We start from the raw sequence: 14508 nt of genomic DNA, 5'->3' as shown, positions 1-14508 counted from the left end.
CGGTCCGAATCAACTGATCGGTTGTTCGGATCGTTGGCCCTATTTACTTCATGATGGGGCAAGGTGCTAACATATGATCCGGGAAAATCATGTTCGAGGTCACGTTTTTCATGCAACGAGTGATTGCGTACCGGGGTTTCGAGATTCATGTCGAATTGATTTGGGTTGCTGACGATTTATTCGACGTGACTTTTCAGATCAAAGGTGGAACCAACTTGGAAGTCCTCGGCGCACGTGGAAGTCGCATAGCGGTGCGAAACGGCCCTTTCACTGAACGATGGGCCTATCTGGTTGCGGAGATCGCCGGACAAGCCGCGATCGACGTGTTGCTCGGCCCAACTGACTGATCCCGTGCGTCGGGATTCGTGAATGCTGACGTCCGGTTCTGTTCGGTCATGAGGCGCTAAAGACGTTCAGTCTGTGATGTCCGACGGCACATTGGCTATTTCTTCATCGACGTGTTTCTGCGTTGCCTGGCGACAAAACCACCGTCACGATCCTTCACATCAATAAGAGTTACGGGCGTCTCCGATTGACGCTCAATGAGCTTCTCCAGGCCCGTCAGGCTCCGTTCCAACACCGCGCCCAGGTAGCGCCAAACAAGGGTAAATTCCAGCTTTTTGCAGCGGCAAACGCGAGGTTTGCCGCTGCAGGAAGCTGCGAAGCTCATGCGCGAAAGACCTCTTCCTCAAGCCCAGCTGTCTTGAAATCGCGCTGATTACTGAAATCGGTGACAGCATCGGCGATCGCGTTGCCCAGGCAGCGTTCAGCGTGCGGAACTCGTCGATCGAAAACGGGGCGTCGCGTTCCCCCGACATGTGCACGCCCGACGCCCTGCGCGCCTGAAGAGACGGGGCGGGAAATTAAAGTGCATTAGGTACGCGTCATAGGCTGAAAGCGCGACGCATCATGTTACCGTGCCAGTGTGGATTTAATTGCCAACTCCGAGCCTGATATGAGCCGTCTGGTGGTCGTGTCAAACCGCACTTCCGATCCTCGCAAATCCGCGGCAGGAGGCCTCGCCGTTGCCCTGCGGGAAAGCCTTGAACAAACCGGCGGAGTATGGTTCGGCTGGAGCGGAAAGCTAAGCGACGACACGGAGGGGAGGGCTGCCGATCAGCATGGACTTGACGTTCATACAAGCGGGAATGTGACACTGGCGACGCTCGATCTGACCCGCGACGAGCACGACACCTATTACGCGGGATACTCCAACGGCGTGCTGTGGCCGGTGTGCCACTATCGCCTGGATCTCGCGAAATTCGACACACGCTTCGCAGAGGGTTACCGACAAGTAAACCGGTTGTTCGCGCGCAAGTTGCTCACGATGTTGAAGCCAGATGACATCCTGTGGGTGCACGACTATCATCTGATCCCGCTAGCCGCGGAATTGCGTGCGGCCGGCTGCAGCAACCGCATCGGCTTTTTCCTGCACATTCCGATGCCGCCCCCACTGATCATGGCGGCTATTCCCGAGCACGAGTGGCTTATGCGGTCGCTCTTCGCATACGATCTCGTCGGCTTCCAGGCGCATTCCGATGTCACGCACTTTTCGCACTATGTCGAATCGGAGGCTCGGGCGGTCCGCGTGGGTCCGAATCACCTCCGTGCGTTCGATCGCACGCTACAAGTAGGCGCCTTTCCGATCGGCATAGACGTCGAGGAATTTGCACGCCTTGCCAGGGCCAAGGAAGGGCGCGAGATGTTTGCGCGCATGCGTGACGAATACTCACGGCGGCGCTTGCTTCTCGGCGTCGACCGACTCGATTATTCGAAAGGATTACCGCAAAGGATTCACGCTTTCCGGCAATTGCTGGAGCGCTACCCGGAAAATCGTGACAGCGCTACGCTGATTCAGATCGCGTCGCCGAGCCGAGAGGATGTCGGGGCGTACGATGATCTTCGCCGTGAAATGGACAGCCTGTGCGGCGCAATCAACGGTGACTTTGGAGAACTGGACTGGATGCCGGTCAGGTACATTCATCGCAATGTAGCCCGCAAACGCCTACCGGGACTCTATCGCGCGAGTCGTGTGGCGCTGGTGACGCCGTTGCGCGACGGCATGAACCTGGTGGCGAAGGAGTTTATCGCTGCTCAGGATCCGGCTGACCCGGGCATGCTGGTGCTTTCGCGTTTCGCCGGCGCGGCCGAGCAACTGACGGAAGCGCTGCTCGTCAACCCCTATGACACACAAGGCACAGCAGACGCCATCCAGCGTGCATTGGTCATGCCGCTCGATGAGCGCATCAATCGACATGCCGCACTCGCCGACCGGGTCCGCAAAGAGGATGTTCGCTGGTGGTCCGAGTCGTTCTTGAAGGCGCTCGCCGAGACAGAGATGGCTTCGGGGAAGAATTGAACGAATCTATCCGCGGGGCGCCGGGTCTTTTCGAGTATCAATAAAATCGCGCTGAGTCTTGTGCCGGAAAAGCGCATCATCAGGACTCGACCGTTGAATATTCGAAGCGTGTAACGGCATCATGACGGGCGCGTGCGCGGGTCGGTTCAACATCAGCGAGGCAAGAGATGGCGTCGAGGATTCGGATGAATTCGCTGCCGCGCCGGCAGCGCCGTCGTCACCCTGAATTGCCGCGGACGCTCACTGGAGGGAGGGCTAATGACAGTTCAGAACTCGACCTACAAGGATTGCAACATCAGCGTCGACGTGATCGGTCCTGACGCTCGCGGCGCTTACTCGGGAACGTTTGTTATTACGCATGAGGTGGGTGACGCTGACGACGACAGACAGTTCACGCCTGCCTGGCGAACCGCCGTATTCTCGGAAGCGGAAGCTCTCACCCGGCTCACGCGGCTGGCCGAGGACGTCATCGATGGGAAGAGGGATGGTTCGGAAATTGGCACCTGAATCAAGGTCGATGACGAAGCCGAAGCACGCCACTACTCGTTGCTCGTTCGTCTTTCATTGGCACCAGCGGAGCGCCGCAAGCGTAGAGCGAACGGTTGCGGATCCGTCGGACGTGCATGTTGGCGGCGAGGGGTGCTGATGTTCGAGGTGGGCGAGGTAATGCGGGAAAGCATCTTCGGGATGCGCTCGCGCCGAGCAGTGATATCTCATTTTGAACTGCGGCATGACTCGTGGCAAAGAAGGCTCTGAGCGTCCTGTGTCATCGCCATCCGATCGCCACTAAGTAGTCGTCGGACGGTTCGGCAAGGATGGAATGCAGCCTGTGTATGACGGCCAACTCGACGCGGCCCTTGCAGGCCGCTTTTCCAGATTTTTATGCGCAACGCCACGAGTCAGGCAGCTTGACCCGCCCCGAGTTCAGCACCCGTGACCGGGTCGCTGCCAGCGTCGGAAGCCGTGCGTGCCGCCATCGCTTGCAGTGTCTCCACGTCCGCCGGAGTAACCGTTACGGTCGCCAATCCATCGCCGCCATCGACAGCGGGTCGGGGATCGTCGACGAACGTCCACTCCGGTCCCTCATTCCACGGGCCACGTGTTGCGGAATCTTCCCCTTGCGACATCTTGTAGTAGACGCCGGTGAATTCCGGGAAGCCGGGAAGTTTGCCTTGCGGAAAGTTCGGCTGTATCGAATGAAGGGCTTTTTCGAACGACTTTTGATGCGCGATCTCTCGCGTCATTAGAAAGCCCAGCGTTTCGCGAATGCCCGGATCGTCGGTTACGTTGATGAGCCGCTCATAAACAATCTTGGCGCGTGCTTCGGCCGCTATGTTGGAACGCAGGTCGGCGGTCGGTTCGCCGATCGTATCGACGTACGCAGCCGTCCACGGCGTGCCGGCCGAGTTGATCAGCGCGGGTCCTCCACCATAAAGCAGGGACGTGGTGTGCGAATCGTTGCCGCCGCCTGTCATCGAGCGATAAAGTTCGGCCTCGCTCTCGACCGCTTCGGCCAACTGGCCTTTTGCACCCTTGTTCAGCATCGCGATAATCGAACCGATGATTTCCAGGTGGCTCAATTCCTCGGTTGCAATGTCGAACAGGAGATCCTTACGGCCGGGATCGTCCTCACCCACTGCCTGCGTAAAGTAGCGGCACGCAGCGCCGAGTTCGCCTTGCGGTCCTCCGAACTGTTCCAGCAGCAGGTTTGCAAGACCGGGATTGGGCGCCGCGACACGCACCGTATATTGAAGGCGCTTGTTATGCATGAACATGACTTTTTCCTTTGGAGAAGAGCTTTCGCCATACGCGCGACGTTGCGCATTTGGTGCACGTTTCTCGCGAGTGACGATCTTTCGCCGAGCGGTCCCGCGCCAGAATTGACGCGGAACGCCTTCTCATGAAGGCGCTCAGTTCTCAAAGCTGACATCGCCTTGGCGTGGTTACTTCAGGTTGCTGACAGGGTCGTGCGGAAGAGGTGACTTCATCTCGCGATGAGATGTGAGCACCGGAGGTCAGTTATCGATTTACCTTGCGATTTCTGGGTTTGGCGGGCGTAAGCGCTGCGGTCCAGAAATAAACCACACCGCGCTTTGCTGCGGCGTTCGCGCGACCAGTTAGGAAACCGCAAAGTGTGATTTCGGAAATTGGGGTTGTGGTGTATAGCGCAAGGGCTATTCCCAGGCGGGTCAGACGACGGCGCGAACCTTTATTTGCAAGTTACGTCACTTGTACGAATGCAAATAGGGGGTATCCGCTCCAGGCGTGAGAATCGAAAGAATTCATTGCCCACGACGCATGGCCAGCGTTGCACTGGAACAAGCTGGAGTTGATGGATGATTCAAGAACCTGGAACGGCGGACAGCCAGGCGAGGTCGCGACGGGGCGAGCTGGTGTTGCTGTCGGAGTTCAACAAGCAAAAACCCGCTCGGAAGCGGGTCTTTGCTTGTCGTTGCAGTGACTAGTCCTGAAGCAGCGGGACTGCCGATGCTTAGTGCTTTTGATTCGGCTTGTTCATCGATTGCATGGCCGTATCGGCGCCGGTCTTCATTGCATTGCTCGCGGCCGAGACGTTCGACTGGGTTTCCTTCGTCAGGGAATCAGCCGCGTTCGCTGTCGCCTCGACCGAGGCCGTGGTCGCTTGCTTCAAGTTCGTCTCCAAGGCCACAGCAGCCTTTTCCGACGCCTCGGATGCGTTATCGACCGCAGTCTTGAAAATCTCGTTCATGTGACCGCCGTATGATGCAAACTGGCTTTGCGCCTCTCGCGCCACCTGCTCGCCTGTTGCCGAAACAATTGCGAAAAAATGCCGACTATACGATGCTGCTTTTTCCGGAACTTGCGTAAGCAACTTCGATTGCCATTCGCTCACGTCGCTCGCATTTTCAGGCACTGGCCTGGTAACACCGTCGTTTTCGGAAATGAGCGTTCTAATGGTTTGCACATTCAACTGCGTCAGCTTTTGAAAACCGTCCATATACTTATCGGTCAAGCTCATCCAAGCCTGGAATTTAGCTTTTTGAAACGCTGCCATTTGCTGCGGGGGAAAAAAGAACATGGATTACTCCGTTTTAATTTTAGACGGGATTGGAATTTCGGGAAAACTGGAAAGTGTGTTGCTGCACTGCACGGTGAAATTCATCCTACAGCATTAAAATCAAGCGTCAAGGCTTATTTGATTTATTTCAAAGTGAAATTCACCGGTCGTATTTTTTACGCCGCCCCTTTTTATTCGTGGGCTGGATAACATGAAAAAAGGTATAAACGCCCCAATTAATATTTCCGCACGCCGCCTGGTTGATCGAAGCGATGCGAGGCCCATCTATCGCGCGTTAGCGACGGCCTCGAAGAATCGCATCATCTCTCGCGCAGCGTGCGGTCCTCGGGGGTCCGTGTGAGTGGCGTTGGGATCGCCACCCGACCAGGCGTGACCGAGCCCGTGGATCAGCCACTGTTCGCCGAAGACTTCCCCGCCGCTGCCACGACGATACGTATTGCGGGTATAGGGATAGCCTTGCTCCACTTGTCCGAGGTCGGTGGTAACCGACGCGCATGCTTCATCCGTGCCCAGCATCAGGCTCTGATGCATCTGCATCAGTCCCTCTGCGTTCAGCGGATGCACCGTGGTGTCCTGATCACCGTGAAAGACGATGAGGGGCACCGCGCGGCAAACGCCAATCGCATCTCGTGCGGTGCTCAGTTGAGCCGTGCCGTTTCCCATCCTCATTGCAGTCATGGCCGAAAATGCTTCGTCGGCGACACCGAAGGCCAAGCCCGAATGAATCCCGGCGGCCGAGTAAAGGTCGGGATGAGTTACCGCAAGGTTCACTGCCATCGCCGCGCCCGCCGACATTCCGGCAATAAAAACGCGGGTTGGGTCAATCTCATAGGATGCCATCACCTCGCGCGTAATTCCCGCGATGATCGAAGCTTCGCCTGAATCGCGGACCTGATCTGCCGGACGAAACCAGTTCCAGCACCGGAACATGTTGGCACTCGTTCCCTGCTCGGGATACACGACGATACAACCGCCACTTTCTGCGGCCAGATTCATTCCGGTACCGAGTGCAAAGTCGTCGGCGTCCTGCCCGGCGCCATGAAGCATGACGATCAGGGAGGTGGGTGCGCCGCGGTAATTCGCTGGAACGTAGATCTTGAAGTCGTGTACTCCCGTCGGGTGGGAAAACCGACCCGAGAGCCATTGCGGGCCGGGTTGAAGCGCGCGAGTGGCTTTGTTTTGCGCTTCCGGTGAGCACGAATCGAAATCCGCAGCTTCGACCAGGTCGTTGCCGACGCGAGAAACAAACAAGCCTATTAAGGGAGACGATGAACTGTCGAAAGAGGGGTGACCCGAATTGTGCATTACGGCTGTTGCGTTGATATTTTTCATTGGACTCTTTTATTCGAACTGATTTTGCGCGGGTGTCGAGTATCGATCGAACAATGGCCCGCCACCGGTTTGTGCCGGGAAAATTCGAATGTATATTTCCGGCGAGGACAAATGCGGTGAATCCTTGGAAAACCAGGTTAGGCGCGTGGCTGCTGCGAAGGTCGGGCTCGGAGGCAAATATTATTGGGATCGATTTGCTCTCGTAACGGAGTCGATCCGGATTTGGAACTGCGATCTCAAAGTTCATCGTACCCGCGTTTACCCTTGACGCGAAGACGAATAAAGATATTTACGACTTTAGGTACCACAAGACATCGACATTCCGATCGGAGGTCGCAACACGGTCAACGTTTCCCCTTTTGGAAAAATGCGACAGCAGCAGGGTGCAGGAAACCAAAAACGCGACATGCGTAGGTTCCGGCATGCCCTTGTTGTGCGGGGCTGTGCGCCCCGCAAGGCGAAAAGGCGACATGCGTAGGGTCTTTCTCGCGACACGAGTGGAGTCACTCGACACTCTGACCACACGTGCCGACGCGTATCGATCAATAGACCGCGGCCATACCCGCTGGACGGTGTTTGAACCGTCGATGTACCCAGTAATACTGGGCTGGGATTTTCATGATCTGGGTCTCGAGGAACGCGTTCATGCGACCCGCGTCATCGGCATCGTTCCCGGATGGGAAATCGCTGAGCGGCTCGAAGACCCTCAACCGGTATCCCTTGAAATCCGGCAGCACTTCCGTGACGAAGGGCACAACGCGTGCGTGCCCCAAACGTGCCAGTCGCGAAACAGACGTCAGCGTGCAGGCGGGAACGCCGAAGAATGGCGCAAACACCGAATTGTCGACGCCGTGATCCATGTCGGCGGCCAGCATCACGGGTGTGCCCGTCTGCAGCAGCCTGACGATTTGCCGGGCGCTGGTCGAACGCTCGATGAGTTCTGCGCCGAAGCGGCCGCGCTGCCGTCTGGCCAGCTCGCAAAGACGTGTATTGGACATACGCGTGTACAGGGAAGCAGCCGGCATCTTCATCGAATAAAACAGACAACCGGTTTCGATGGCCACGAAATGAAAGCCCAGGAAAATCGTGGGCGGCGCATTTTTGTCTTCAAGGTCAATCGCGCTTTGGACTTGAACGAGGTTTTCGACCCGTTGCGCGCTACCGAACCACTGAATGCCGCGTTCGAAATAGCTGCGCACGACCTGCCGGAAGTGTTCTTTCGCGAGCGCGTCGCGTTCGTTCGCCGGCATGTCGGGAAAACAAAGGCCAAGATTGACCTGGACAATGTGCCGGCGCCTGCCTGGAAGCGCATATAGGGCTGCGCCCAGTGCGCTGCCCAGCCTTGCGACGAACGGGTAAGGAAGTATTGCAAACAGACGCAACAGCGCGACGACCAACAGATAACCAGATCGTTTCAAAATAGCCTCCGGAGTGACAAACGGGTTTACATACAACCATCGTCGCAGGCATAAACGATCAGGAGTCGCAATAAATCGGCGATTCAATATCCCATATGGATAGCGAAAATGAAATAATGTGAACTGCTGTATAGGGCCGTACATCTTACACGCTGCGTGCGCGAAAGTACGTGATTCCGCATGTCGATTTTTGACGCGCAGGTGGCGTGCGCGGAATGCGTACCGATATTAGTGCGAGTGGGCTGCCTTCCGCCACGAGGCTGGATCGTCGCGGCTACACCACCCGCGGCGCCCCCAGTGCCTCGCCTTGCCCAATATCGCAACCTTCCCATCTGAAAAACTGCAGAACGTCGCTATCCGGCACGCCATCGGCGATGGCGCTGAGCCCGAGCGTATGCGCAAGCGCAATAATGGCGCGCGCAACCACCGCGCATTCGCTCTGATGCGTGACATCCTTCACGAACTTCGAGTGGATCCTGATCCGGTTCGGGCGCAGCGCCTGGAGATCGAAGAGCGAGATACGCTCCAGACCGAAATCCACCAGCGTGATCGACACATCCAGCGCCTGCAACGCGCGCGCAGCGAGACGGCGCGCGCCGAGCAATGCGCCGCTGAATTGCAGATCGAGCGCATCGCCGTGGAGCTTCGAATCGGCGAGCGATGTCTTCACCATCGCGATCAACTGCTCGTCGGTGAGATGCTTCGACAGCAACGGCGTCGAGACGCGCGGCGCGGGCGTGTTGCCGCTATCGCGGCAATCGCGCGCGATGGCACACGCGCGACGCAGCATCGCCTGGTCGAGCGACTGGAGCAGCGCGGCATCGTCGGTCAGCGCGGCGATCTGTTCGGGCGATAGCGTGCCGGCTTTCGTCGGCCATGCGGACTGCATCTCGATGCCCCTGAGCGCATTCGATGCAAGGTCGATCTGCGGCAGCGCCTGAACGCTCCAGGTATCGTCATGCAAGGCCGCTTCGAGATCCGCGCGAATCGCGCGCTCGTGTTCGCGATCGATCGGGCCGTCGGTGTCGTTGATTGCAGGCGCGGCGGCGAGCGTTTGCGCGCAGCGCAATGCCTTGATCGTCTCGTACGTGCGCAAGCCGGTGACCACGATGGACGTCAGCTTCTGCGCGGTCAGTTCGGTCTTCAGAAAGTAGCCGTTGATCTCGTAGCGCGTGATGACGTCGCGTTCCGGCGCCATGCCGGGTTGGCCGGTGCGCAGGATGATCTGCACATCGCGGTCTTCGAGCGTGTCGCGGATATGGCGCACGAGTTCGAGCCCGGCATCGTCGGCTTCCATTACGACGTCGAGCAGGATCAGCGCGGTGCCCGGATGCGCCGCGAGATACGCGCGCGCCTCGGCGGCGGACAGCGCGCTCGCCAGTTCGATCGGCCTGCCCGAGAACGCGGCATCCGCGAGCACGAGGCGGGTGACTTCGTGGATCTCGGGCGCATCGTCGACGAGCAGGACATGCCACGGCGGAGCCTGCGGGCCGGCCAGCGCGCGCGATGCATCGGCGCGCGCCGGTTCGCTGCGCAACCATGAAGGCGCGGTCATGTCTGTTCTCCCTGAGCGCCCGGTATAGCATGGATCGCGCCGTCGCGCGAGCGTGCGATGCGCGGCAGCGTGACCACGAACACCGCGCCCGCGCTTGCGCCGTTGCGCACTGCGAGCGTGCCGTCGAGCGCGCGCGTGACGAGCGCGTAGGCGAGATGCAGGCCGAGACCGCTGCCGCCCGAGCCGCGCCGGGTCGTGAAGAACGGCTCGAAGATGCGCTCGTGCAGTTCGTCGGGAATGCCGCAGCCATCGTCTGCATGTTCGAGCACGACATGCGTATCGCCCGAACGCCGCGCCGAAATCACGATATGCCCGACCTCGCCCGGCGCGAAAGCATGCACGAGCGAGTTGAGGATCAGGTTGGTCAGCACTTGCGCGAGCGGGCCCGGAAACGAGTCCATCAGGATGCCGGGCGGGCAGTCGACGCGCAGCGCCACGCGCGTGCCGCGCAGCTTCGGCTCGACGCTCAGCACGGTTTCGCGAATGTACTCGCCGAGATCGAAATGACGCCGCGCCTCGCTGACCTGATCGACGGAAACCTGCTTGAAGCTCTGCACGAGACGCGCGGCGCGATCGGCGTTGGAGAGCATGAGGCGCGTCGATTGCCCTGCATCGCGCAGATAATTGCCGAGCGCTTCCTCGGTGAGATCCTGACGCTTCAGGCTCTCGCTGATGCTTTCGGTCCGGTCGCGCAGGTACGATGCCGCGCTCACGACGATCCCGACCGGCGTATTGATCTCGTGCGCGACACCGGCGACGAGTCCGCCGAGCGAAGCCATCCGTTCCGACTCGACGAGTTCCTTGCGCGTCGCTTCGAGGTTGTGCAGCGACTGCAGCAGGTCGCCTTGCGCGAGCTCGCGGCTTTCCTGCGACAGCACGATCCACCACGCGCCGAACGCGAGCAGGGGCAGCGTGGCCGCATAGGTGTGCAGCAGGACATCGGCGATCTGGCCGCGCGCCGCCGCGTCGGCAATTTCGATCAGTCGATACGACAGCAGAAACACCGCCCCCGTCGCGGTCGATGCGATCACGAACAGCCCGAAGAAGCGCCCGATGCGCCGGCCGAAATGCGGCGCGAGCGTGCTGGGCCCGGGCGGTTGCGCAAGTTCGTCCACGGTCGATGCGGCCGGCATCTTGCAGCGGTCGCGGCAATGATTGTCGAGACCGCAGCACAGCGAGCAGATCGAGCCCTGGTTGAACGGGCACCACGCCATATCGGCGGCTTCGTAGTCGCGCTCGCAGATGCAACAGCGCACGAGCTGCGTGCGCGGCACATCGGCGTGCCGCTCGTCGACTCGCGCGATGTAATAGCGGCCGCCCGTCGCATAGGCAATCGCAATCGCGCTGACGAACGCGAGGAACAGCGCGATGAACGCGGAGTACGCGCGCGCGTAATCGCCGAACAGCCCCGCGAACGCGCATGTCGATACGACCGATGCGATCAGCATCGCACCGCAGCCGACCGGATTCACCTGATACAGATGCGCGCGCTTGAACTCGATGCGGCGCGGACTCACGCCGAGCGGCTTGAGCACGACGAGGTCCGCGACGAGCGCGCCGAGCCACGCGATCACGAGATTCGAATACACGCTCAATACCGTTTCGAGCGTCTTGAAGATGCCGAGCAGGGTGAGCAGCAACGCGATCATCACGTTGAACACGAGCCAGACGACGCGCCCCGGATGGTAATGCGTGAGCCGCGCGAACACGTTGGACCACGCGAGCGATCCCGCATACGCGTTGGTCACGTTGATCTTCACCTGCGAGATCACGACGAACACCGTTGCGACCGCGAGCGCCAGCGCGGGACTCTCGAACACATGCCGGTACGCGGTGACATACATGTGCACGGGAACGACGGCATCGATCGCGGGCAGGCCGTCCTGCAACGCGAGCACGGCGAGCAGGCTGCCCGCGAGAAGCTTAAGGCCGCCCACGACGATCCAGCCGGGACCGGCCGTGAGCATCGCGGCCCACCATGCGAAGCGATTCTTCGCCGTGCGATCCGGCAGGAAGCGCAGATAATCGACCTGTTCGCCGATCTGCCCCATCAGCGAGAACAGCACGCCGGCGGCAGTGCCGAACAGCAGGACGTCGATGCTGCCGCCGCGCGCCTCTGCCGTCGCGCCGATGCCGGGAAATGCCGCCCATCGATGCAGCACGCCCGGGTCCTGCCAGAGGATGAAGACGAACGGCGCGACCAGCAGGATCACCCAGAGCGGCTGTGTCCACCTCTGCAGCTTGTTGATCAGCGTGACGCCGAAGAACACGAGCGGAATGATCAGCAACGAAGACAGCAGATAGCCGATCACGATGTTGATGCCCGCCGCCAGTTCCAGCGCCTGCGCGAGTATCGCCGCTTCGAGCGCGAAGAAGATGAACGTGAATGAAGCATAGATCAGCGACGTGATCGTGGAGCCGACATAGCCGAAGCCCGCGCCGCGCGTGAGCAGGTCGATATCGACATTGGCTTCGCTCGAGTAATACGCGATCGGCACGCTGACGAGAAAGATCAGCGCGCACACGACGAGAATGGCGGGGAACGCGTTATGAAAGCCGAAGCTCAGCGTGATGCTCGCGCCGATGGCTTCGAGCGCAAGAAACGAAATGCCGCCGATGGCGGTATTGGCGAGCGTCGCGGGCGACCAGCGCCGATACGAACTGGCCGCGTAGCGCAGCGCATAGTCTTCCAGTGTCTCGTTGGCCACCCAGGATTGATAGTCGCGTTTGATTCGCATGTCGGTTGGCCACCGGATCTGCAAGCCTTTCGATTGGACGATCCGATTATTCGCTCAAAGCTGCATCGCCGCAATATTGAAACTTGCCGTGAGAGGGTTTGTGCCGATTGACCGTGCATGTTCATCTGCCAACACTGGCAGGCGACATCGTCATGGTGTCGTTTCGCATCTTTCCCGACGCATCCACATTCCGTTACGGAGCAGACATGACGCCGCTGTTCGCGAGCGCCGTGGCACCTGTCGCCGGCGACGACCTTGTCTATCGCGTTCACGCAGCCGGCGATTCCGACGACGCCTGGTCCGGCGTGCTCACCCAGATCCGCGAGCGCTTTCGCGTACGCTGGGCCGCGCTCGCGCGTCATAGCTTCGCCACGCGTCAGGGCTTCGCGCTGTATTCCGCGCCTCGCGATCCGCAGTTGAGCGCGGCGCTTTCCGACTACGCATCGCGCAATCCGTGGTTCCTGTCGAGCGATGCGTATCGCGAAGGCCGCGTGATGGCCGGCGACGAACTGCTCAGCAATCGTGAACTCGTCAAGACCGATTTCTATCGCGGGCTGATGCTGCCGCACGGGCTTTATCATCGGCTGTGCGGCGTGATCGCGCGGCGCAACACGCTCGTCTATTATCTCGACCTGCATCGCGGTCCCGATGAGCCACGCTTTGGCCCGCGCGAACGCAACGCGTTCGCCGCGCTGCTGCCGCATCTCACGCTCGCGCTCGACGTGCGCTGGCGATTGCGCGAGACCGACGACATGAATCGCGCGCTCAGAAGCATCGTGAGCACGCATGCGCGCGCGGCGATGCTCGTCGATGCGGATGCGCGCATGGTGTTCGGCGATCGAGCCGCGCATGACGTGTGCGAAGCCGTGGCGGGACTGCGGATCGAGGAAGGGCGTATCGTTGCCGCCGCCAGCGCGGATCATCGCGTATTGCAGGAAGCGATTGCCCGCGCGACGCATGCGTCGGCCGACGTGGACGAGCGCGCGGCGCAAGTGCTTTCTCTTTCCGCGCCGGGCCGTTCGCAGCCGAGCGTCATATCGATTCGCGCAGCCGGCGCCGTATTCAGCGCGGAACTCGGCGAGATGCGGCGCCTCGCCATCGTCACGGCGCTCAACGTGCCTTCGGAAGACGATCACGCCGATTGCGCGTTCGTGCGGCAATTCGGCCTCAGCCCGGCGCAGGCGCGCATGAGTTCGCTGATCGTCACGGGACATTCCATCGCAAGCGCGGCGCGTGAATTGCACGTATCCGAAAACACGGCGCGCAGCCATCTCAAGCAGATCTTCCAGAAGACCGACACGCACAGCCAGATGGAACTCGTCCATCTGCACGGCCGCATCTGCATATCCCTCTGATCTGAAACCTCACCCAACTGGGTGAGGCCGCATGCCCCATCCGGGCGAAACAGATTCCTCGCGCTGGGGGATTCGCGCTGCGAAGCGCATCCCTATCATGAGTCGTGTCCCAAGCCGCGCTGCCAAACACCTTGCGCCGCTCCCGTGCGCGATGAGGAGATCACCATGCTGGGTTTGTGTTTGCTCTATGTCGGCGCCGTACTGTTTCTCAATGGGCTCTGGTTGCTGGGAAAAATCGGCGACCGCGAGATCTGGGTCATCAACGTTTTCGCGGGCGGCATCACCCTGCTCGCGTCGCTGAAACTCGCGTTCGGCGCGGGCGCGGACGCGGCATCGATCAAGGCCGCCGCGCTCACCTTGCTCTTCACGTTCACGTACTTCTGGGTGGCGATCAATCGCTATAACGGCGCCGATGGCCGCGGGCTCGGCTGGTTCAGCCTGTTCGTCGCGATCACGATCATTCCCGTCGGCATCGATTCGATCATGCACGCGAGTTCGGCTTGGTCCGTGTGGTTCGCGCTCTGCTGGTTCGGCTGGGCGTTCCTGTGGCTGCTGTTCTTCGTACTGCTCGCGCTGCAACGTCCCATCGTGAAGCTGACGGGCGCGGTCACGGTGATCGCGGGCATTCTCACCGGCTGGCTGCCGGGCTACCTCTTGCTCAACGGCACGCTGAGCTGATCACGCTGCAACCGA

Annotated in this window: 12 protein-coding genes; 5 read left to right on the top strand and 7 right to left on the bottom strand. The window is 60.2% G+C overall.

Annotation, left to right across the window (positions count from 1 at the left end; translation table 11 throughout):
* Positions 1 to 110 precede the first annotated feature (110 nt).
* Complete coding sequence (locus NK8_RS20000; RefSeq protein ID WP_162068270.1) at positions 111 to 347, top strand: hypothetical protein; 237 nt, start codon at positions 111 to 113, stop codon at positions 345 to 347.
* A gap of 95 nt (positions 348 to 442) precedes the next feature.
* Here the strand turns inward: NK8_RS20000 and NK8_RS42840 are convergent, their stop codons facing one another.
* Positions 443 to 670 (bottom strand): hypothetical protein, encoded by a 228-nt coding sequence (locus NK8_RS42840; RefSeq protein ID WP_225936289.1) that lies wholly within the window; start codon positions 668 to 670, stop codon positions 443 to 445.
* A gap of 285 nt (positions 671 to 955) precedes the next feature.
* Here NK8_RS42840 and otsA point away from each other — a divergent pair, with 285 nt between their 5' ends.
* Both otsA and NK8_RS19985 read left to right on the top strand, forming a co-directional pair.
* Positions 956 to 2359 (top strand): alpha,alpha-trehalose-phosphate synthase (UDP-forming), encoded by a 1404-nt coding sequence (gene otsA / locus NK8_RS19990; RefSeq protein WP_213229197.1) that lies wholly within the window; start codon positions 956 to 958, stop codon positions 2357 to 2359.
* Between the two features lie 258 nt (positions 2360 to 2617).
* On the top strand, positions 2618 to 2866 hold the full coding sequence (locus NK8_RS19985) for a hypothetical protein (RefSeq protein ID WP_213229195.1): 249 nt from the start codon (positions 2618 to 2620) through the stop codon (positions 2864 to 2866).
* Positions 2867 to 3258: 392 nt separating this feature from the next.
* Here the strand turns inward: NK8_RS19985 and NK8_RS19980 are convergent, their stop codons facing one another.
* From NK8_RS19980 to NK8_RS19955, 6 genes are all read right to left on the bottom strand, one after another.
* Positions 3259 to 4134, bottom strand: coding sequence for a manganese catalase family protein (locus tag NK8_RS19980; RefSeq protein WP_213229193.1), 876 nt, complete (start codon positions 4132 to 4134; stop codon positions 3259 to 3261).
* Between the two features lie 716 nt (positions 4135 to 4850).
* A complete protein-coding gene (phaP, locus tag NK8_RS19975; protein ID WP_225936288.1) occupies positions 4851 to 5417 on the bottom strand; it encodes a TIGR01841 family phasin in 567 nt (188 codons plus the stop codon).
* 264 nt (positions 5418 to 5681) lie between these two features.
* Positions 5682 to 6749 (bottom strand): PHB depolymerase family esterase, encoded by a 1068-nt coding sequence (locus NK8_RS19970; protein WP_162067765.1) that lies wholly within the window; start codon positions 6747 to 6749, stop codon positions 5682 to 5684.
* A gap of 542 nt (positions 6750 to 7291) precedes the next feature.
* Positions 7292 to 8167: a lipid A biosynthesis lauroyl acyltransferase gene (locus tag NK8_RS19965; protein ID WP_162067764.1), complete on the bottom strand. Its 876-nt coding sequence runs from the start codon at positions 8165 to 8167 to the stop codon at positions 7292 to 7294.
* A gap of 274 nt (positions 8168 to 8441) precedes the next feature.
* The gene (locus tag NK8_RS19960; protein WP_162067763.1) at positions 8442 to 9722 is read right to left on the bottom strand and encodes an EAL domain-containing protein; all 1281 of its coding nucleotides are present in this window, start codon (positions 9720 to 9722) and stop codon (positions 8442 to 8444) included.
* Positions 9719 to 12460 carry an ATP-binding protein gene (locus tag NK8_RS19955; protein ID WP_213229191.1) on the bottom strand — a complete coding sequence of 914 codons (2742 nt, stop codon included), beginning with the start codon at positions 12458 to 12460 and terminating at the stop codon, positions 9719 to 9721. Before NK8_RS19955 ends, NK8_RS19960 begins: the two co-directional genes overlap by 4 nt.
* Positions 12461 to 12666: 206 nt before the next feature.
* On the opposite strand from NK8_RS19955, the gene NK8_RS19950 reads away from it, so the two are divergent.
* Positions 12667 to 13815, top strand: a complete 1149-nt coding sequence (locus tag NK8_RS19950) for a helix-turn-helix transcriptional regulator (RefSeq protein WP_213229189.1) — start codon at positions 12667 to 12669, stop codon at positions 13813 to 13815.
* Positions 13816 to 13980: 165 nt separating this feature from the next.
* The gene (locus NK8_RS19945; RefSeq protein WP_162067760.1) at positions 13981 to 14493 is read left to right on the top strand and encodes an AmiS/UreI family transporter; all 513 of its coding nucleotides are present in this window, start codon (positions 13981 to 13983) and stop codon (positions 14491 to 14493) included.
* Positions 14494 to 14508: the final 15 nt, after the last annotated feature.

The organism is Caballeronia sp. NK8, from assembly GCF_018408855.1.
Classification (GTDB): Bacteria; Pseudomonadota; Gammaproteobacteria; order Burkholderiales; family Burkholderiaceae; genus Caballeronia.
Note: the sequence above shows the minus strand (reverse complement) of the source record. Positions and strands in the feature narration are given on the sequence as shown.